The organism is Pseudonocardia sp. DR1-2 (genome assembly GCF_023717215.1).
Taxonomy (GTDB): Bacteria; Actinomycetota; Actinomycetes; order Mycobacteriales; family Pseudonocardiaceae; genus Pseudonocardia; species Pseudonocardia alni.
The window spans coordinates 416,437-436,417 of the sequence record NZ_JAMQOF010000005.1 but is presented as its reverse complement, the minus strand read 5'-3'; the positions used below and the strand labels follow the sequence as shown (position 1 = coordinate 436,417).

General features: G+C 75.6%; 17 protein-coding genes. 8 read left to right on the top strand and 9 right to left on the bottom strand.

Annotated elements, in window-relative coordinates:
• Positions 1-71 precede the first annotated feature (71 nt).
• The 5 genes from ND486_RS17720 to ND486_RS17705 all read right to left on the bottom strand — a co-directional run bounded on the left by ND486_RS17720 (position 72) and on the right by ND486_RS17705 (position 4,535).
• Complete coding sequence (locus ND486_RS17720) at positions 72-1,307, bottom strand: acyl-CoA dehydrogenase family protein (protein WP_251785210.1); 1,236 nt, start codon at positions 1,305-1,307, stop codon at positions 72-74.
• Positions 1,308-1,459: 152 nt separating this feature from the next.
• Positions 1,460-1,525, bottom strand: coding sequence for a putative leader peptide (locus ND486_RS30060; RefSeq protein WP_374210257.1), 66 nt, complete (start codon positions 1,523-1,525; stop codon positions 1,460-1,462).
• Positions 1,526-1,725: 200 nt separating this feature from the next.
• On the bottom strand, positions 1,726-2,622 hold the full coding sequence (locus ND486_RS17715; protein WP_208827073.1) for an ABC transporter permease: 897 nt from the start codon (positions 2,620-2,622) through the stop codon (positions 1,726-1,728).
• Entirely contained in the window at positions 2,612-3,412 is an 801-nt protein-coding gene (locus tag ND486_RS17710; RefSeq protein ID WP_251785209.1) for an ABC transporter ATP-binding protein, read from the bottom strand. Before ND486_RS17710 ends, ND486_RS17715 begins: the two co-directional genes overlap by 11 nt.
• Positions 3,413-3,440: 28 nt before the next feature.
• Positions 3,441-4,535, bottom strand: a complete 1,095-nt coding sequence (locus tag ND486_RS17705; RefSeq protein ID WP_251785208.1) for an ABC transporter substrate-binding protein — start codon at positions 4,533-4,535, stop codon at positions 3,441-3,443.
• Positions 4,536-5,204: 669 nt separating this feature from the next.
• On the opposite strand from ND486_RS17705, the gene ND486_RS30055 reads away from it, so the two are divergent.
• The 8 genes from ND486_RS30055 to ND486_RS17670 all read left to right on the top strand — a co-directional run bounded on the left by ND486_RS30055 (position 5,205) and on the right by ND486_RS17670 (position 13,494).
• Complete coding sequence (locus ND486_RS30055) at positions 5,205-5,303, top strand: putative leader peptide (RefSeq protein WP_337825869.1); 99 nt, start codon at positions 5,205-5,207, stop codon at positions 5,301-5,303.
• Positions 5,304-5,444: 141 nt separating this feature from the next.
• Positions 5,445-6,701 carry an LLM class flavin-dependent oxidoreductase gene (locus ND486_RS17700; protein ID WP_251785207.1) on the top strand — a complete coding sequence of 419 codons (1,257 nt, stop codon included), beginning with the start codon at positions 5,445-5,447 and terminating at the stop codon, positions 6,699-6,701.
• Positions 6,698-8,071 carry an NtaA/DmoA family FMN-dependent monooxygenase gene (locus ND486_RS17695; RefSeq protein ID WP_251785206.1) on the top strand — a complete coding sequence of 458 codons (1,374 nt, stop codon included), beginning with the start codon at positions 6,698-6,700 and terminating at the stop codon, positions 8,069-8,071. Before ND486_RS17700 ends, ND486_RS17695 begins: the two co-directional genes overlap by 4 nt.
• Entirely contained in the window at positions 8,068-9,699 is a 1,632-nt protein-coding gene (locus ND486_RS17690) for an ABC transporter substrate-binding protein (protein WP_251785205.1), read from the top strand. Before ND486_RS17695 ends, ND486_RS17690 begins: the two co-directional genes overlap by 4 nt.
• Positions 9,696-10,643, top strand: a complete 948-nt coding sequence (locus ND486_RS17685) for an ABC transporter permease (RefSeq protein WP_251785204.1) — start codon at positions 9,696-9,698, stop codon at positions 10,641-10,643. The genes ND486_RS17690 and ND486_RS17685 overlap by 4 nt, the downstream gene beginning before the upstream one ends.
• The gene (locus tag ND486_RS17680) at positions 10,640-11,539 is read left to right on the top strand and encodes an ABC transporter permease (RefSeq protein ID WP_073574345.1); all 900 of its coding nucleotides are present in this window, start codon (positions 10,640-10,642) and stop codon (positions 11,537-11,539) included. Before ND486_RS17685 ends, ND486_RS17680 begins: the two co-directional genes overlap by 4 nt.
• The gene (locus ND486_RS17675) at positions 11,536-13,161 is read left to right on the top strand and encodes an ABC transporter ATP-binding protein (RefSeq protein WP_251785203.1); all 1,626 of its coding nucleotides are present in this window, start codon (positions 11,536-11,538) and stop codon (positions 13,159-13,161) included. The genes ND486_RS17680 and ND486_RS17675 overlap by 4 nt, the downstream gene beginning before the upstream one ends.
• Positions 13,162-13,290: 129 nt before the next feature.
• Entirely contained in the window at positions 13,291-13,494 is a 204-nt protein-coding gene (locus ND486_RS17670) for a hypothetical protein (RefSeq protein WP_251785202.1), read from the top strand.
• 392 nt (positions 13,495-13,886) lie between these two features.
• Here the strand turns inward: ND486_RS17670 and ND486_RS17665 are convergent, their stop codons facing one another.
• The 4 genes from ND486_RS17665 to ND486_RS17650 all read right to left on the bottom strand — a co-directional run bounded on the left by ND486_RS17665 (position 13,887) and on the right by ND486_RS17650 (position 19,871).
• Positions 13,887-14,285, bottom strand: coding sequence for a VOC family protein (locus tag ND486_RS17665; protein WP_208821987.1), 399 nt, complete (start codon positions 14,283-14,285; stop codon positions 13,887-13,889).
• 85 nt (positions 14,286-14,370) lie between these two features.
• A complete protein-coding gene (locus ND486_RS17660) occupies positions 14,371-17,535 on the bottom strand; it encodes an arabinosyltransferase domain-containing protein (RefSeq protein ID WP_251785201.1) in 3,165 nt (1,054 codons plus the stop codon).
• Between the two features lie 50 nt (positions 17,536-17,585).
• Positions 17,586-19,127 carry a sulfite oxidase gene (locus ND486_RS17655; RefSeq protein WP_251785200.1) on the bottom strand — a complete coding sequence of 514 codons (1,542 nt, stop codon included), beginning with the start codon at positions 19,125-19,127 and terminating at the stop codon, positions 17,586-17,588.
• A gap of 69 nt (positions 19,128-19,196) precedes the next feature.
• Positions 19,197-19,871, bottom strand: a complete 675-nt coding sequence (locus ND486_RS17650; RefSeq protein WP_224402000.1) for a fasciclin domain-containing protein — start codon at positions 19,869-19,871, stop codon at positions 19,197-19,199.
• Positions 19,872-19,981 lie beyond the last annotated feature (110 nt).

Below are 19,981 nucleotides of genomic sequence, written 5' to 3'. Positions count from 1 at the left end.
TGCAACACCGTGCGGCCGGTCGTGTTCCCGCCCGGCGTGGTCGCGGACGACGGAGACCCCGACCCCGCGGGTCATCGCTTGCCGGCGCTCCAGGCGTAGGGCAGGTCGGTGCCGTTGAGGACGTGGTCCCCGACCGTCTGCAGCTTGTAGATCAGCGGGTTGTGCGTGGAGATCACCCGGGCGTTGCGCCAGTGCCGGTCCAGGCGCAGCTTCTCCGAGGTGATCGACGCGCCGCCGACCTCGAACAGCTGGGTGGTGGCGTCGAGCACGGCCGGGATGACGGCGGCCTGGGCGTGGGCGACGTCGAGCTCCACGCGGTCGAGCAGATCGGGGTCCTCCCCGCCCGCGTCGAGCAGCCGGTCGAGCTGGTCGGCGATGGTCAGCACCAGGGCCCGCGACGACCACGCCGCGGCGGACAGCCGCCCGACGACCTGCTGGACCAGGGGGTCGTGGCGGGGCAGGTCGGCCGTGGCGTGGGTGAAGGTGCGGGTGCGCTCCCGCACCCAGCCGGCGACGTCGTCGGTGGCGCGACGCGCGATGCCGGCGAGCACGGCGAGCTGGACGAGCTGCAGGTAGGACGTGCCCCAGGACCGGCCGGCGGAGCCGTAGCCCGGACCGAGGACCCGGTCGGCGGACACGGCGACGTCGGTGAACACGGTGGTGCCGCTGGCGGTGAGGCGCTGGCCGAAGCCGTCCCAGTCGTCGTGCTGGACGACGCCCTCGGCGTCGCCGTCGACGAGCACCGAGACCCGCTCGCCGTCGAGGTCGGCGGCGACGAGGATGCGGTCGGAGTAGAGGCTGCCGGTCGAGTAGTACTTCGTGCCGTTCAGCCGGTAGCCGCCGTCGCCGTCCGGGGTCAGCGCGGTCCGGTAGCGGTCGATCGCGCCGACGCCGGGCTCGGTGATGGCGTTGCCGACGAGCTCACCCCCGGCGACGGCGGCCAGCCGGGCGTCGCGGTCCGGGCCCGGGGCGGCGAGCAGCAGGTCGTCGACGTACCACCAGTGCACACGCAGCGCCTGGGGCAGGTTCGACTCGGCGGCGGCCAGGTCGACGAGCAGCCGGAACTGCTGGCGGACGGTGGCGCCGTAGCCGCCGAGGGCGACGGGCAGCCGCAGCGCGCCGAAGCGTTCGGCGCGCAGGGCGGCGACCTCGTCGTGGGCGAGGGTGCGGCCCTGCTCGCGGGTCACCGCGCCCTCGGCGATCCGGGCGAAGACCGGTGCGAAGACGGCGTCGAGCTGCTCGTCGGTCCAGGCGGTCCGGCCCGCGACGCCGTCGGTGCCGGCGGGGGCGGGGGAGGTGGTGGTCATGAACGGTCCTTCCGGAGAGGGGCGCGCGGCGGTGGGCGACGACGGCGGGGACGCCGGGCGGGGCCACGGCGGGGTGCGCGGGCCCGACGGGCGCGCGGAGCGGGACGGGTGCCGCCCGGGGACGACTCGGGAGGTCGCCTCGGGACGACGGCTCAGGGTCGACAGAGTGCCGACGCCACGCGCGCGAGGTCGACATGCCCCCGCGTGGTCAGCAGCACCGATCCGGTCACGGTCGCCACGCTAGCCGCCACCCCGGGTGCCGCCCAAGCCTCCGGCGACCCGGATCACTCGCATCCTGCCTGGTGGGAGCCGTGATCACGGCCGTCCGGACAGGTGTCCCGAGGTGTGAGAGATCTACAGTGGACAGGTCGTGGTCGATGGGTGGGACGTCGTGCCGATCCTGCGGGCGCCGCCCGGGTCAGACGGTGAGCGCCAGCCCCCGGGCGCGCAGCACCCGTCGCTCCAGGGGGCGGAAGACCAGCAGCTCGACCCCGATGCCGACGATGAGGATCAGCAGGATCGCGGCGAACACCTGCACGATGTCGTTCACGTCGGCACCGTTCTTCAGGTAGGCGCCCAGTCCGACCCCGAGCGCGGGTCCGGCCGCGATGATCTCCGCCGCCATGAGCGACCGCCAGGAGAACGCCCAGCCCTGCTTGCAGCCGGCGAGGTAGCCGGGCAGCGCCGCGGGGAGCAGGACGTGGCGGGCCATCCGGTACCCCGTCGCGCCCAGGACCTGGCCGGCCCGGGGCAGGATCGGCGGCACCTGGTCGATGCCCGCGACCAGGCCGTTCGCGATCGAGGGGACCGAGCCGAGCAGCACCACGAAGAAGATCGTGGCGTTGGTCAGCCCGAACCACAGCACCGCGGCCGGCACCCAGGCCACCGAGGGCAGCGACTGCAGACCGGTGAGCAGCGGACCGATCGCCGCACGCACCACCGGCACCTTCGCGACCACCACACCGAGCGGGGTGGCGATCACCAGGGCGAGCAGGAAGCCGAGGGCGGCGCGGCTGACCGAGGTCCAGAGGATCGACCAGATCTCGCCGCTGGCGACGGTCTCGCCGAACGCCTCGGCCACGGCGCCGGGGGCCGGCAGCTTGTACTCGGGCGTGACCGCCGAGGCCCAGACGAGCTGCCAGACCACGACGATCAGGGCGAGTGCGACGAGCGGCGGCAGCCAGGTCCGCAGCAGCCGCTGCCACCACGGGGTGGTGCGCTCGACCGGGGTGTCGAGGGCGTCGAGCCCGGCGACCGCGGCGGCGGAGTCCCGGTCGTTCTCGACGACCGTGATCGAGGTGTCCTCACGCGGCATGGCTGGTGATCACCTGCCGCAGTCGTCCGGTGATGTCGTCGTGCAGCTCGGCCTGGGCCTCGGCGTCGTGGCCGTCGGCGGGCACCGTCCACTCCCGCACCACGGTGCCGGGCCGCGAGGACAGCAGCACCACCCGCTCGGCGAGCCGGACCGCCTCGCGGACGTCGTGGGTGACGAACACGATCGTGGTGCCGGTGGCCCGCCAGACGCGCAGGAGCTCGCCCTGCAGGACGTCGCGGGTGATCGCGTCGAGCGCCGCGAACGGCTCGTCCATCAGCAGCAGCCCGCCGGTGGCCTGGTCCTCGCCGAGACCGGTCGCGGCGGCGAGTGCCCGGGCCAGCGACACGCGCTGGCGCATGCCGCCGGACAGCTCGTGCGGACGCTTGGCGCCCATGCCCTCCAGGCGCACCAGCGACAGCAGCTCCTCGGCGCGCTCCTGCCGGGCCGACCGGCCGTGCCCGGCGAGCTTGAGCGGCAGCTCGACGTTGCGCAGCGCGGTCAGCCACGGCATGAGCGCGGCCTCCTGGAACATGAACGACGGCCGGGCGGACCCCACCGTGACCTCGCCCGCCGTCGGGGCGTCGAGCCCGGCGAGCAGGTTCAGCAGCGTCGACTTGCCGCAGCCGGACGCGCCGAGCACACAGACGAACTCGCCGGCGCCGACCCGCAGGTCGATCCCGTTGAGCGCGGTCACCGCCCCCGGCCCGGTGCCGAAGGTCTTGGCGACCCCGGACAGCGCCACCGCGGTGTCGCGGGTCGGGGGACGTCGGGTGGTGAGGTCGACGGTCATCGGTGGGTTCCCCTCGTGGGTGGTGGTGTCAGTTCCGGGAGGCGAGGCCTGCCGGGTCCACGGCGGCCTCCCCGGAGCTCGTCCGGACCGCGTCGACCGCGGTCGGGTCGAGGAAGCCGGTCAGGTCCGCCTCGCTCTTCGCGATGCCCGCCGTGACCGAGTCCTTCGCCAGCTGCGGGAAGGTCGAGGCGAGCGGGTCGGAGTCGAAGGACAGCTCGGTGAACGCGCGGTCGAGGATGTCGGCCGCCAGCGGCTTGCCGGTGATCTCGCCGATCGCCTCGTTGGAGACGGTCTTCGCCTGCGCCGGGTCGTCACGGATGAGGGCGATGGCCTTCTGCTCGCCGCGCAGGATCGCCTCGACGGTCTCGGGGTGCTGCTGCAGGAACTCGGTCCGGACGATGACGACGGTCGTCGGGAACTTCCCGCCGGGCCACAGGGACTTCTCGTCGACCAGGACCTTCGCCCCGGCGTCGACCAGGCGCGAGCTCCACGGCTCGGGCAGCCAGCCGCCGGCCACCTTGCCCTGCTTGAACAGATCGAGGGTCTGCGGGTTCTCGATGTTCTGCACGGTCACCGCGTCCGGGCCCTGCCCGATCGGGAGCTTGTTCTCCGACAGCCAGGTCTTCAGCGCGATGTCCTGGGTGTTGCCCAGCTGGGGCGTCGCGATGATCGTGCCCCTGAGCTGCTCGGGCGAGGTGATGTCGGGCCGGGTGACCAGCTGGGCGCCGGCCGAGGTGGAGCCCGCGACGAGGCGCACGGCCTCGCCGCCCGACTTGGTGAACGCGTTGATCGCCGGGCCGGAGCCGATGAACGCGACGTCGATCGAGCCGCCGAGCAGGGCGTTGACCTGGTCCGGACCCGCGTTGAACGTCTGGGTGGTGAGCGTCGTGCTCCCCAGCTCGGCGGCGAACAGGCCCTGCTTCACACCGACCAGGGCGGGGGCGTGGGTGATGTTCGGGAAGTAGCCGAGGCGGACCTCGGTCGCGGGGGAGGTGGCGCCCGCGGCGGTGGTGCTCTCGTCGGCGCGGGAGCAGCCGGCCAGCAGCCCGAGCGCGGTGAGGAGCGCGAGCAGGACGGCGGCGGTGCGCGCCCGGGATCCGGGGCGCAGGACGTGCGGGGACATCGCGGAACGGGGTCCTTCCGTGGGGGCGGGCGGTCGGGGACGACCGCTGCGCGCCGGGGCCGGCCGGCCCTGGGAGGGCGTGCCGGGGTTCGGGACGGGTGGCGGGCCGGAGTGGTGTCCGGCGGGCGGTTCCCGGTCCGGGCGGGTGCGTCGCACGCCGGGGGCGTGGCGTTACGGCCCGCGGGACGGGGACCGGTCAGCGACAGAGTTCGCTGTAGGCGGGGGCGCGCCGGCTCGGCCAGAACGGCTCGAGGCCGGTCGGGCGCAGGGGCACCGCGTGCCACGCGGTGCGCGTCTGCCGCTGGGGGACGGGGGCCGTCGCGTCCCCCACGAGCCGTGCGGTGCGCGAGGGCCGCCGCTGGCTCGTCGTCACCCGTCCAGGGTGCGCGGTGGTCACCTCTCCGGACAACCCGGAGTCCACCAACCAGGAACGGCCGCGGGCTGTCCGGACACCTTCCGCGGCGTTCGGGTGGTGATTCCGCAGGTCGGGAGACCTGCTGCGGTGCGGGTCACTCGCTTGCGATGCGGGTTGACACCGTCGGGCACCGGATACCTACAGTCGGGACGCACACCATCCGGAGCGGCCGAGAGACCCGGCTCGACGACGCCGCAGCAACCCCCCGCAGCACGCGGGTGCGGGTGCTCCAGCCGGGTCCGATGGAGGATCCCATGCGCACGGTCGCCGAACAGGTGCGCGCCGCGCACCATCCCCGGTACCGCCGCCACGTCGACCTGATGCGGGTCGCGGGCGCCACCTGTCGGATCTGACCGGCGTCCTGCCGGGCGCCCCGTCCACCCGACCCGCCCCGGCCGTCCACGACGGCCCCCGTCCCGGCCGCCGCGTTCCGCGCCGCCCCGACGTCCTTTTCGTCCCGTCGTGCCCCCCGGGCGACGAGAAAGCGATGCCGTATGTCCACATCGGACACCACCACCGGCGGCCCCCTGCACCTGGCCGTCGCCCTCGACGGCGCCGGCTGGCACCCCGCCGCCTGGCGCGACCCCGCCGCGCACCCCCGTGGGCCGTTCACCGCCCGCTACTGGACCGACCTGGCCCGCACCGCCGAGCGCGGGCTGCTGGACCTGGTGACGATCGAGGACGCACTCGGCCTGCAGTCCGGGGACCACCTGAGCGGCGCCGACCGGCGCACCGACCGGGTGCAGGGACGCCTCGACGCCTCGCTGGTCGCCGCCTTCCTCGCCCCGACGACGTCGCGGATCGGGCTGGTCCCGACCGTCACCACCACCCACACCGAGCCGTTCCACGTCGCGTCCGCGCTGTCGACGCTCGACCACGACAGCCACGGCCGCGCCGGGTGGCGGGTGCAGACCTCGGTCCGCGCCGACGAGGCCGCCCACTTCGGGCGCCGCAGCGTCCCCGGCCTGCGCCGTGCCGACCTCGGCACCCCGGCCGCCCGCGAACTCGTCGCCGAGCTGTTCGGCGAGGCCGCCGACGCCGTCGAGGTCGTGCGCAGGCTCTGGGACTCCTGGGAGGACGACGCCGAGATCCGCGACGCCCTGACCGGGCGCTTCGTCGACCGCGACAAGCTGCACCGGGTCGACTTCGCCGGGGAGCACTTCGGCGTCGCCGGGCCGTCGATCGTGCCGCGCCCGCCGCAGGGCCAGCCGCTGGTCGTGTCGCTGGCCCACGGCTACGACCCCGCGCTGCTCGCCGCCCGGGTCGGCGACGTCGTGTTCACCACACCGCACGACGCCGACGACGCCGCGCGCATCGTCGCCCAGGTCCGCTCCGCGGAGGCCGCCGCGGGCCGCACCGCGCCGCCGCTGCGGATCCTCGGCGACGTCGTCGTGGTGCTGGCCGGCACCGAGCGCGCCGCCCGCGAGCGGCTCGCCCGCCTCGACGCGCTCGACCCGCTCTCCTCCGACGCCGCGATCCTCGCCACCACCCCCGCCGCGCTCGCCGACACCCTGCTGTCCTGGCGCCGCGCCGGGCTCGACGGCTACCGGCTGCGCCCCGCCGTCCTGCCGACCGACCTCGACGCCGTCGTCGACGGCCTGGTCCCCGAGCTGCAGTCCCGCGGCGTGTTCCGCACCGCCTACGGCGAGACCACCCTGCGCGAGCGCTTCGGGCTGCCCAGGCCCGCCAGCCGCTACGCCGCCGGGGCCGGGTCCGCCGCCGTCCCGACCTTCTCCGGAGCCACCGCATGAGCAACAGGAAGCAGATCGTGCTCGGCGCCTACTTCCCGGGCGTCAACCACGACACCGTCTGGAGCGACCCGGCCTCGGGCAGCCACATCGCCTGGGAGTCGTTCGAGCACTGGGCGCGCACCGCCGAGCGCGGGCGCCTCGACCTGCTCTTCCTCGCCGAGGGACTGCGGCTGCGCACCCGCGGTGGGGAGATCTTCGACCAGGACGTCGTCGGACGCCCGGACACCTTCACCGTGCTCGCCGCGCTGGCCGCGGTCACCGAGCACATCGGTCTGGCCGGGACGATCAACTCGACCTTCAACGAGCCCTACGAGCTGGCCCGGAAGTTCGCGACGCTGGACATCCTCTCCGGCGGGCGCGCGGCGTGGAACGTCGTGACCAGCTCCGACGCCCCCACCGGCGAGAACTTCCGCCGCGGTGCCTACCTCGGCCACCACCAGCGCTACGGGCGCGCCGGGGAGACCCTTGCCGCGGTCCGCGCGCTCTGGGACTCCTGGGGTTCCGACGCCGTCGTCGCCGACCCCGCGTCGGGCACCTTCCTGCGCGACGGCCACGTCGGCGACTTCGCGGTCTCGGGCAACCAGTTCGACATCGCCGGGCGCTTCACCACCCCGCGCAGCCCGCAGGGCCACCCGGTGGTGCTGCAGGCCGGCGAGTCCCCGGCCGGTCGCGACTTCGCCGCCGCGTCCGCCGACGCGATCTTCTCCCGGTACCAGAAGTTCGACGAGGCCCGCGCCTTCTACGACGACGTCAAGGCCCGGGTCCGCAAGGCCGGCCGGGACCCCGACGAGGTGCGGATCCTGCCCAGCGCCGGCGTCGTGCTCGGCGACACCGACGCCGAGGCCCGCGAGCGTCACGAGCACATCCACGACCGGCAGGTCGACCCGTGGACCTCGATCGTGCTGGCCGAGATGGTCTGGAACCGCGACCTGTCCGGCTACGACCCGGACGGACCGCTGCCCGACGTCGAGCCCACCCCCGAGGCCCCGACGTGGATCGAGGGCCGGGCCCCGCTGACCCAGGACGCGCACGCGACCGTCGCCGCCTGGCGCGAGCTCGCGCAGGCCCACGGGTACTCGCTGCGCGAGACGGTCAAGCACGTCTTCGACCGCGCGGTGTTCGTCGGGACCCCGGAGCACGTGGCCGACGAGATCGACCGCTACGTGCAGAACGACGCCTCCGACGGGTTCATCCTCGGCTCCCACGTCAGCCCGTCCGGGCTCGACGAGGTCGTCGACCGGGTCGTGCCGATCCTGCGGGAGCGCGGGGTGTTCCGGACCGACTACACCCCGGGCGCCACGCTGCGGGAGAACCTCGGGCTCGCGCACCCGTCGCGTTTCGGCGAGCGCCGTGCGGCGGTGGCGTCGTGAGGCGCCGGTTCCGGCTGTGGCGGGACCTGCCCGCCGGCCGCTCGGCCGTGCTGCTCGCCGCCACCGCGCTCACCCTGACCGCCTGCGGCTCCGGCGCCGGTGGCGCCGCCGCCGACGCGGGCCCGCCGCAGCCGGGCGGGACGCTGGTGTTCGCGGTGTCCTCGGACCAGGGCTGCGCCGACCCGCAGCAGGTGCAGAGCAACGACTCGATCTACTCGCTGCGCCAGGTCGTCGACTCGCTCACCGACCAGGACCCGTCCACCGGCGCGATCGTGCCCTGGCTGGCGACCCGCTGGTCGTCGAACGCCGACGCCACCGCCTGGACGTTCACCCTGCGCCCCGGCGCCACCTTCTCCGACGGCGCGCCCGTCGACGCGGCCGCGGTCAAGACGAACCTCGACCGGGCGGTGCAGCTGGGCGCCCGCGGCAGCCTCCCCAAGGGCTACCTGGCCGGGTACACCGGCACCGACGTCACGAGCCCCACCGAGTTCACCGTCCGGTTCTCCAAGCCCAACGTGCAGTTCCTGCAGGGCACCTCCACCCACAGCCTCGGCCTGCTCTCCCCGGCCAGCGCCGTCCGCTCCGACGACGAGCGCTGCGCCGGCGTCGTCGGCTCCGGTCCGTTCACCCTCGAGCGCTACGCCAAGAACGACGTCACCGTGCTCGCGAAGCGGGCCGGCTACGACTGGGGCTCGCAGCTGTTCACCCACCCCGGCGAGGCCTGGCTCGACCGGGCCGAGTTCCGCGTCGTCCCCGAGTCCGGGGTGCGGGCGGGCAGCGTGCAGTCCGGCGAGGTCGACGCGATCGCGAGCGTCGGCCAGCAGGACGAGGCCCCGCTCACCGGAGCCGGGGTCCAGCTCCCGGCCCGGCCGAACCCGGGCCTGCCGTTCGGGATCACGTTCAACCAGGGCACCCCGCTCGGCGCCGACGCCGCCGTCCGCGAGGCGGTGAGCCGGGGCATCGACCGCAACGAGGTCGTCGCCGCGGTCTACCCGGCCCAGACGCGGGCGGCGACGAGCCCGCTGTCGTCGACGACGCCGTCCTACGCCGACCAGTCCGCGCTCGTCGGCTACGACCCGGCCGCCGCGACCGCCGCGCTCGACCGCGCCGGGTGGGTGCCCGGCCCGGACGGCATCCGCGCCAAGGGCGGGCAGCGCCTGACCGTGCCGCTGACGTTCGCCCAGAACATCGGCACCACCAAGCCCGCGCTGGAGCTGATCCAGCAGCAGCTGCGCCGGATCGGGATCGACGTGGCGCTCCGCGAGATCCAGATCGCCGAGACCCAGGCCGTCCTCGACGGCGGGGACTTCGTCGCCGCGTGGGGCAACCTGACCCGGGCCGACCCGGACATCCTGCGGTCGACCTACGGCACCGACGGGACCAACCGCTACCGGCTGCCCGCCGGGCCGCTGCAGGCCCCGCTGGCGGAGCAGGCCGCCACGGTCGACCCGGCGCGACGCGCGGCACTCGCCGGGCAGGCGCAGAAGCTGCTCGCCGAGCGGTTCGACACCGCGCCCGTCGTCGAGCTCACCACCGTGCTCGGCGTCGGCCCGGACGCCCACGGCGTCGCGTTCGACGCGTCCTCGCGCATCCAGCTGCACGACGCCTGGAAGTCCGACGCGCGATGACCGTCCCCTACCTGCTGCGCCGCCTCGGGCTCGCCGCCGTCGTGCTGTGGGCGGCGTGGACGGTCAGCTTCATCGTGCTCTACCTGCTGCCCGGCGACCCGGTCGCGACCATGGCCTCGGGCGACGGCGAGCCGGTGTCGCCGGCCGAGCTGGACGCCCTGCGTGCCCGCTACGGCCTCGACCAGCCGCTGCCGGTGCAGTACGTGACGAAGCTCTGGGCGGCGCTGCACGGCGACCTCGGCACGTCGTTCGCCAGCGGGCAGGACGTGCGGACCGCGGTCGCGCAGGCCCTCCCCCCGACCCTGCAGATCGCCGCCGCCGGGCTGCTCGTCGCCGTCGTCGGCGGCACCGCGGTCGCGCTCGCCGCGACCTGGGCCCGGACGCCGTGGCTGCGGCAGGTGCTGGCGTCGCTGCCGTCGCTGGCCGTGTCGCTGCCGGTGTTCTGGGTCGGGCTGATGCTGGTGCAGCTGTTCTCGTTCTCCCTCGGCTGGCTGCCCTCGGTCGGCGACCGCGGACCGGAGTCGCTGATCCTCCCGGCGGTCACCCTCGGCCTCCCGACCGGCGCGCTCGTCGCCCAGGTGCTCGCGAAGAGCCTCACCCAGGCGCTGGACTCGCCGTACGTCACGACCGCCCGCGCCAAGGGGGTCGGCGCGGCCGCGGTGCACCTGCGCCACGCGCTGGGCAACGCCGCGATCCCCGCCCTCACCGTGCTCGGCTACGTCGTCGGGAACCTGCTCGCCGGGTCGGTCGTCGTCGAGACGGTGTTCACCCGGCCCGGCCTGGGCCGGCTCACCGTCGCCTCGGTCGGGGCGCAGGACATCCCTGTCGTACAGGGCATCGTGCTGTTCGCGGCGCTCGCCTTCGTCGTGGTCAACCTGCTCGTCGACCTGGCCTACCCGCTGCTCGACCCACGGGTCGCCGTCGCCCCCGGGAGTACCCGATGACCCTGCTCGACCGCGCCCCCCTCGCCGCGCCCGGCGTCCGTGACACACCGCCTCCGGCCGGTCGGCGGCCGCGGGCCCGGCTCGGGCGGTTCCTGCGCTCCCGGCCCGGGCTGGTGCTCGCCGGGGCGGTCGTGCTGCTCGTGCTGACCGCGGCGTTCGTGCCGTCGCTGCTCGCGCCCGGCGACCCCGCGGTCGGTGACACCGCACGCCGGCTCGCCCCGCCCGGGCCCGGCCACTGGTTCGGCACCGACCACCTCGGCCGCGACGTCTGGACCCGGGTCGTGCACGGCGCCTCGCTGTCGCTGCAGGCCACCGTGATCGCGGTCGCCGTCGCGCTCGTCGCGGGCGGGCTGATCGGGCTGCTCGCCGGGTTCGCCGGCGGCTGGGTCGACGAGGTCCTCATGCGCGGCGTCGACGTGCTGCTCGCGATCCCCGCGATCCTGCTGTCGCTGGCCCTGATCACCGCACTCGGCTTCGGGACGGTGAAGGTCGCGATCGCGGTCGGCGTGGCGAGCGTCGCGAGCTTCGCCCGGGTGATGCGCGCCGAGACCCTGCGGGTGCGCCGCGCCCTCTACGTCGAGGCCGCCCGCGCGGTCGGCACCCGCTGGTACGTCTCGCTGTGGCGGCACGTGCTGCCGAACGCGGCCGGGCCGGTCGTCGTGCTCGCGGTGCTGGAGTTCGGCCTGGCGATCCTGGCGGTGTCCGCGCTGAGCTTCCTCGGCTACGGCGCCCCGCCACCCGCCTCGGAGTGGGGCTCGCTGGTCGCCGACGGCCGCAACTACCTGGCCGTCGCCTGGTGGGTGTGCGCGATGCCCGGCCTGGTCATCGCCGCGACCGTGCTGTCGGTCAACCGCATCTCCCGCGCCCTGGACGGCGAGTGGGGGCGCTCCGCATGAGCGCCCTGCTGCAGGTCGAGGGCCTGGAGGTCACCTACGCCGGGAGCGGGGGGACGGTGCACGCCGTGCGCGGGGTCGACCTGACCGTCGCACCCGGGGAGGTCGTCGCCGTCGTCGGGGAGTCCGGGTCGGGCAAGACCACCCTCGCCGCCGCGGTGCTCGGGCTGCTGCCCGCCGCCGGTGCCGTCGCCGCGGGCACCGTCTCCCTCGACGGCACCACCCTCACCGGGCTGTCCGAGCGCGCGTACCGGTCGGTGCGCGGCGCCCGGATCGGGCTCGTCCCGCAGGACCCGGGCGTCGCGCTGAACCCGGTCCAGAAGGTCGGCGTGCAGGTCGCGGAGGTGCTGCGCACCCACGGGCTCGCCGACCGCCGCTCCGCACCGGCCCGTGCCGTCGAGCTCCTGGGGCAGGCCGGTCTCGATGAGCCGGGGACCCGCGCCGGGCAGTACCCGCACCAGCTGTCCGGCGGGATGCGCCAGCGCGTGCTCATCGCGATCGCCATCGCCGCCGGGCCCGCGCTGGTCGTCGCCGACGAGCCGACCAGTGCGCTGGACGCGACCGTCGCCCGGCGGATCCTCGACCACCTCGACACGCTGCGCCGCGACCTCGGCACCGCGCTGCTGCTGATCACCCACGACCTCGCCGTCGCCACCGACCGGGCCGACCGGATCGTCGTGATGCGGCACGGGCGGGTCGTGGAGCAGGGCACCCCGGCCGAGCTGCTCGCCGGGGCCCGCGACCCCTACACCCGGGAGCTGCTCGCCGCCGCCCCCGGTCTCGCGCTCACCGCCCCGCCGGTGCTGCCGCCCGTCGACACGGCGGGGACCCCGGTCGCCGAGGTCCGCGACCTGGTGAAGGAGTTCCCGCTGCCCCGCGCCCGCGGCTCCTGGACGCGGCGCACCCACCGCGCCGTGGACGGGGTGTCGTTCACGATCGCCCGCGGCGAGACCGTCGCGCTGGTCGGGGAGTCCGGATCGGGCAAGTCGACGACGGCGCGGCTGCTGCTGCGCCTGGAGGACCCCACCTCCGGGCAGGTGCTGCTCGGCGGCGACGACGTGACCCGCGTCCGCGGTGAGGCGTGGCGGGCCCTGCGCCGCCGCGCCCAGCTGATCTACCAGAACCCCTACGCCTCGCTGGACCCCCGGTTCACCGTCCGGGAGATCGTCACCGAGCCGCTGCGGGCGTTCTCCGTCGGTTCGGCCGCCGAGCAGGCCGATCGTGCCGCGGAGCTCGTCGACCGGGTCGCGCTCCCGTCCGGGACGCTCGACCGGCGGCCGGGGGAGCTGTCCGGCGGGCAGCGTCAACGCGTCGCGATCGCCCGGGCGCTGGCGCTGTCGCCGGACCTCGTCGTCGCCGACGAGCCGGTGTCCGCGCTCGACGTCTCGGTGCAGGCCCAGGTGCTGGAGCTGCTCGCCGAGCTGCAGGAGCGCGACGGCCTGTCCTACCTGTTCATCTCGCACGACCTCGCCGTGGTCCGGCGGGTCGCGCACCGCACCGGCGTCCTGCGCGACGGACGGCTCCGCGAGCTGCGGCCCACCGCGGAGCTGTTCGACGACCCGCAGGACGAGTACACCGCGGAGCTGCTCGCCGCGATCGCCGGTAGGAAAGCCGCGGCGTCGTGAGCCGGTACATCAACACCGTCCTGTCCCGGCGGCGTCACATCGACTACGTGCGGATCTCCTCGACGCTGTGTCGGCCGGTCGATCGTCCCGACGGATCGACACCGACACCTCGTCACCAGGAGACATCCCATGACCGTTCCGACCCTGCCCACCGCTGATCCGGGAACCCAGCTGCTCGACGGGCTCGACGCCCTCGTACGTCGCCACCGCGCGCTGCGCGGTGGTGGCGACCCCGGCAACGACGCCCTGCACGCCGAGCTGATCACCGCCGAGGTGGCCCAGCAGCTCGCGGCGGCCCGTTCCGCGTTGCGCCGCCGCCCGCGCGTCGCCTGACCCGTCCCGCCGGGACGCGGCACGCCCGTCGCGTCCCGGCGGACCCGGGACGACACCGGGATGCAGCTCGGGGGGCGCAGGGTGACCCGGGGCGTCCGCCGGGCTGCCTCTCGGCGGGCGCGGGAGCGCGGCGGGGTGCCATCGGGCCGTCCGGCGTGCGGGCCACCGCGCACCCGGGCGTCGGCGAGATGCCGCCGCGCACCGCGACGGCGGCCGTCGCACCCGTCGCGGCGGGTGCGACCACCGCACTCGGGGTGCGACGGCCCTGCTTCACCGCGGTCAGCCGCCCGGTCGCGACGTCGAACACGAAACCGCGCACGGCGTCGGTGTGCGGGAGCCGTCCACCCGGGTGGCGTGCGGCGGGGCGTGTCCGGACACCCCCCCGCACCGGCTCACTCCGGCCCGGTGAAGAACTCCAGGGCGATGTTGTCCGGGTCGCGGAAGGAGACGCCGCTGCCGTAGTGCGCCTTCTTGACGCCCTCGTGGGCGATGCCCAGGTCGGTCAGCTTCTGCGCCCACTGCTCCAGCTCGGCGTGCGAGCCGACCGCGAAGCCGACGTGGTCGAGGCCGGTGCGCTCCTCGTCGAACGGCTCGCCGGACTCGCGGCCCTGGTGGGTGTGCAGACCGAACAGCATCCCACCGTCGAGGGCGAAGACGGTGTGGTGGAAGCGGCCGCCCTCCTCGTCCTCGTCCAGGACGGGCTCGGCGCCGAACAGCGCCGCGTACCAGCGCGTGCTGCGTTCGAGATCGCTGACGGTCAGGGCGACGTGCTGCAGACCGGGGAAGGCCACGGTGTCCCTCGCTTCGTTGCGTGCGGGTGTCCGCATGTGTCTATCAGCCGGATGCGGCCGCGGGGCCCCTCCGACCGGAGGGTCGTCACGGTGCCGGAAGGGCCGGGTACCCGATCGGGGTCCGGTCGCCCTCCCAGCCCCAGCGGCGCACCGGGACCGAGGTGACGTCGTAGGCGTCGACGGCGAGGTCGGTGTCGATCCGGGTGATCGAGCCCCAGTCGGCCTGGTCCGGGTCGTCGGCGGTGTCGATCCGGGTCGCGACGACCTGCTCGGTGGTGGTGCGGCGCATCGCCGCGAAGCTGCCCCCGGCGACGTCGGCGAACGACACGTCCACGGCGAACCCGAGCGACGACGGGCCCAGCACCAGGTAACGCGGGGTCTGCACCAGCCCGGCCCGGACGGCGGGCAGGTCGCGCAGGCAGGGCGCCGACCAGAGGATCGACCAGTCGACGTAGACCGGGCCGTCGGCGTCGCGCAGCATCGGCACCACCGGCGCCGGGGTGATCATCCGCGGGGCGGCGGCGGCCACCCAGCCACCCGGCCCGACGGCGGTGTCGACGGCGTGCACCCGCACCCGGTCGACGTCCGCCGGGAACGCGGAGACGGGCACCCGCACGGTGCGCCAGCCCGGCCGGTCCAGCGGCACGGCCTCCTGCACCCGCTCGGTGGGGTAGGTGCCGCGGGCACCGGTCGCGGTGTCGTCGAGCGACACGCGTCCGTCCGGGCCCGGCGACCCGGCCCGGGCGTACTCCAGCTCCAGGGTGTTGCCCTGCCCGGTCCGCCCGGCGACGTCGACCGACAGCACCCGGTCGCCCGGTCCCGGCGCGACGGCGAACCATCGGGTGCGGAGCTCGCCGGTGGTGTCCGGGCCGCCGTCGAGACTGCCCCAGGCGAGCCCGCCGCGCGGCGGGTCGTCGACCCAGCCGCGGCCCTCGGTGAACCCGGTGAGCGTGTCGGCGCCGCCGGCGGCGGGCAGCGCGCCCGCGTCGACCGGGACCGTGACGTGGTCGAGGATCCCGCAGGTGTCGCGGCCGGTCAGCTCGCTCCACATCTGTCCGCCGACGCTGTAGCCCCCGCCCTGGCGCACCGGGGCGACGACGAAGGACGCCACCACCACCGACACCCCGGTGACCAGGGCGACCACCACGATCCCGGCTGGCAGCGCCGCCGCGGCCCGGGCCGTGGAGTCCCGCCGCGTCCGGTGTCCTCGGCGTCCCGACCGGTGTACCGCGACGGCGGACACGGCCAGCACCGCCGCCGCCACCACGGCCCACACCGCGGGCGAGTTCAGCGGCGCGAACGGCCCGTCGGCGCGCGGCACGCCCCAGCCCGACCACAGGAACCACTCGTTGCGTCCGGAGAAGGCCAGCGCGACCAGCACGACCGCCGCCAGGGTGCCGGCGGCGGCCGCGCCGCGCACGGTCGGGTCGGCGGGCCGCCGGGCCGCGGTCACCACCAGCACCGCCCCCGCGGCGACGGCGAGCGCCCCGGTCCCGGCGAGCGTCCCGAAGTAGTGGGTCCACTTCGACGGCGCCGGGGTGAGCAGCACGAACCCGAGTGCGAGTCCGGCCAGGGGGACCGGTGTCCACCGCAGACCGGGGCCCCACCGGTGCGCGCCGCGTGCGACCAGCGGCAGCGCCGCGACCAGCATCGCGACGGCGAGCAGCACCGGCACCCGGCGGCCGAGGCCGCCCTGCTCGGTGCCGAACCCCAGCAGGTAGCTCCAGCGGCGCAGCTCCTGGAACCACGGCGTGGCCGGGCCGTAGAACTGGTGCATCTCGGTGGCCCGCGCGACCGTGTACAGGCTCTGCCCGGTGAAGACGGGGGTGAGCCCGGCCGCGGCGATCCCGGCCGCGGCGACGGTCGCCGCGACCCCGACGGCGAGCCCCCCGCCGCCGTGGCGGGTGACCCGCCGCCACAGCGCCGGGAGCAGCAGCACCAGCGGACCGGCGACGGTCACCGCCGACGGAGTCACCGCCAGTGCCAGCCCCGAGGCGAGGGCGGCGGCCGCGGTCCACGTCCCGCCGCGGCGCCCGGGCCGGGCGGCGGCGCGCAGCGCACAGCACAGCGCCGCGGTCGTCGCGAGCGCCGCGAACGGCTCCGGGCGGACCCCGAGGTTCAGCGGCAGCCACCACGCCAGCAGCGCGACGCCGAGCGTGCCCCGCACCCAGGCCCGGCGGTGGTGGCGTGCCAGCACCGCGGGCAACGCGACCCGCGACAGCAGCAGCCACACCGCGATCCCGGCGAGCACCGAGGGCACGCGCAGCACCAGCGGCCCCACCCCGGTCTCGGCCAGCGCCCGCACCAGGCGGATCACCAGCGTGTACGGCGCCTCCGAGGCGTTGCCCCAGCGGTAGACGTTGCCGAAGTCGCCGGTCGCGGTACCCGTCGCGTTGCGCGCGATCGCCTCGGTGAAGCCGTCGTCGGTGGACAGCGGCCCGAGCACCGTCCACACCGCCAGGGTGACGACGACGAGCACGTCCGCGGCGGCCCGTCCGATCCCGGCCGGGGTGGCCACCGCGGCCAGCCGGGCCCGCCGGAGCCGGGCCGCGCCACGGCGGCGCCGGAACCGGTCACCGGCCAGGCGGGCCAGCAGCACCGCGGCGAGGGCGGCGGCGAGCCACTGCGACCCGATCAGCACGGTCTTGGCCGGCGACGACGCGGCGGCGAACCAGTCCGCGGTGCGCGCGGTGACCCGCAGGCCGTCGGCGTCGGCGGGGGAGAGCTGGGTGGTGAACGCGGCGACCGCGCGCACGATGTCGCCGGGGAACGCGAGCGGGGCGGCGTCGCCGAGGGTGACCCGGGACCCGGCCTCGTCGGTGTCGAGGACCAGCCCGCAGGCGTCGCCGGGCGGGACGGGGGCGCGCAGCAGCTCACGGCCCCCGACCAGGACCCGCAGCTCCCCGCCCGGTCCGGTGAGCACGGCGAACCCGATCCCGGTGGCGCCGGGCCGCTCCGAGCCCACGACGGTCGTCGACGTCCCGGTGTCGGCCGAGCGGGCCTGCGCGGTGCGCAGCACCCGGCAGCCGACGTCGACGCGCACCGCCTCCGGCGCGTAGGGCTGGAACGCCGCCGTCGTCGACACCGGCTGCTCGCCCGCCCGGGGCCAGGTCACGGTCGTGCTGCGGGTGTCGACGGGGGCGAACGGCACCAGCGCCGCGAGCAGGCCCGCGAGCAGGCCGGCGAGCAGGGTCGCGACCACCAGGCGGCGGGGGACGGAGGGCGGGGCGGGGTGGTCTGAGGGGTGCATCGACTTCCGGATCGACTCGGCGGGGGAGCGCGGCGGGGCCGGCCCGCCCGTCAGACCGCGGTGACCGGCACCGTGTGCCGGCCGGTCGCGCCGTCGGGGATCGAGACCTGTTCCCGTTCCGTCTGCACCGTGCCGGTCCGGTCGGTCGCGCGCACGCGCAGGGTGTGCTCGCCGGGTCCCAGTTCGATCTCGGTGCGCCACATCCGCCAGGTGTCGGCGCCGACGTCGGCGCCGAGGCGGGCCGGGACCCAGGTCCCGCCGTCGACGGCGACCTCGACCCGGGTGATGCCCACGTGCGGCGCCCACGACGTCCCGGCGACGACGACCCGCCCGGCCGGGACCGACGCCCCGGCGACCGGGGTGTCGATGCGGGACTGGGTCTTCACCGGGCCCTCGCGGGCCCAGCCGCGTTCGGCCCAGTACGCGGTGGCCGCATCCCAGGTGGTCACCTCGATGTCGGTGATCCACTTGCAGCCGGAGACGTAGCCGTAGAGGCCGGGGACGACCATGCGCACCGGGAAGCCGTGCTCGACCGGCAGCGCCTCGCCGTTCATGCCGAACGCGAGCAGGGCGTCGCGGCCGTCGGTGACGACGTCGACCGGGGTGCCGGTGGTGAACCCGTCGACGCTGGTGGACAGCAGCTGCTGGGCCCCGGGCCCGATCCCGGCCTCGGCGAGCAGGTCGGCCAGGCGCACCCCGGTGAACCGCGCGTTGGAGATCAGCGCGCCGCCGACCGGGTTGGACACGCACACCATCGTGATCGGCACCTCGACGACCCGGCGGGCCCGCAGCTGGTCCAGGGAGAGGGTCAGCTCGCGCTCGACCATGCCGTGCACACGCAGGGTCCACGAGGCGGTGTCGACCCGCGGGACCTGCAGCGCGGTGTCGATCCGGTAGAAGTCCGCGGTCGGGGTCAGCCAGGCCGGTGCGCCCGGCAGGGTCGCGTCCGGCGGGAGCGCCGGTACCGGCGGGGCGGGCGGCAGCGCGAGTGCCGCCGGCCCCGACGTCGACGGCGCGGCGGCGAGCAGCCGCCCGGCGACGGTCGCCCCCAGTGACACGACGGCGACCCCGCCGGCCAGCGAGAGGGCCTGCCGGCGCGACAGCGGGGCGGCGGCGCCCAGGCCGTCCCGGGCCGCCCGGGTGAACGCGGCGTGCACCGCGAGGAACACCGTCGGCCCGACGAGGAGCGCCACGGTGGGGGCGAGCAGGTCGACCGGCCGGAACGCGGGCGCGAGCACCGTGGTGACCAGGGCGGTCACCCCCATCGCGACGAGGACCGCCACGCCCGGGGCGGGCCGTCGCCGGGCCAGGAGCCCGGCGGCCACGCCCAGCCCGGTGATCACCAGCGCCATCCCGGTCAGCAGCGCGAGCTTGTCGGCGGTGCCGAACGTGGCGATCGCGAACTGCTTCAGCCACTCCGGGGTCAGCCGGACGAACTGGTCGCCGACGGTCAGGAACGGCGACGACGCCGGCGCCACCAGCCCCGCGACGAGGTCGCCCACGGCGAGGGCCGAGCCGACGCCGAGCAGACCGGTGACCACCGCCAGCGGCCGGGTGAGGGACGCGGCGGGGTGGATCGGGGTCGCGGTCACAGCAGGGTGTTCGTACGACGACGGGCCCGGGGTTCGCACCCCGGGCCCGTCGTGTCGTGCCGTCGGTCGTCAGCTCTTGGGCATGAGGACCTTGTCGATCACGAACACGGTGGCGTTCGCGGTCGGGATGTTGCCGCAGAGGATGTTGGCGGTGTTGCCCTGCCCGTCGGTGACGGTGGGGGCCTCGGCGGTGCCGCCGATGGTGAGGTCGCCGCCGGCCAGCTCGGTCAGGGTCTTCTTCTCCACGATGCCCGCGGCGTCCAGACGCTCCGGGGTCACGTGGTAGGAGAGCAGGCCCTGCAGCTGGGTGGTGTCGGCCAGCAGGGCGTTGAACTTCTCCTCGCCGAGCTGCTGCTGCACCGCGGCGAAGGCGTCGTTGGCCGGGGCGAAGACGGTGATGCCCTGCTGCTGGTTCAGGGTGTCGGCCAGGCCGGGGACCTTGCCGACGGCGGTGACCAGCGTGGTCAGCAGCGGGTTGGTGCTCGCGGCGGTGGCGACCGGCTGCGGGCCCATCGAGTTCAGCGAGCCGGGCTCGTCGCCCTGCGGCAGCTGGCTGCAGGCCGGGCCGAAGACGTCGTCGTTGGTGGTGACGCCGTCGGCGGCGGCGGTGGTCGCCGGGGCGGAGGAGGAGGCCGGGGCCGCCGCGGGCGGTGCGGAGGTGTCGCTGCCGCCGCCACAGGCGGTGAGGCCGAGCGAGAGGGCGGCGAGCAGGCCGACGGTGGCGAGGGTGCGAGAGGCGCGCATGGCTGATTCCCTTTCGAGGAAACTGTCTGTCCTGTATGGACTTCAGTGAATTGTTCGGGCGGTGGGTCCGGGCGGTTCGGCGGTTCCGGAAGTTTTTTCGGATATTTCTT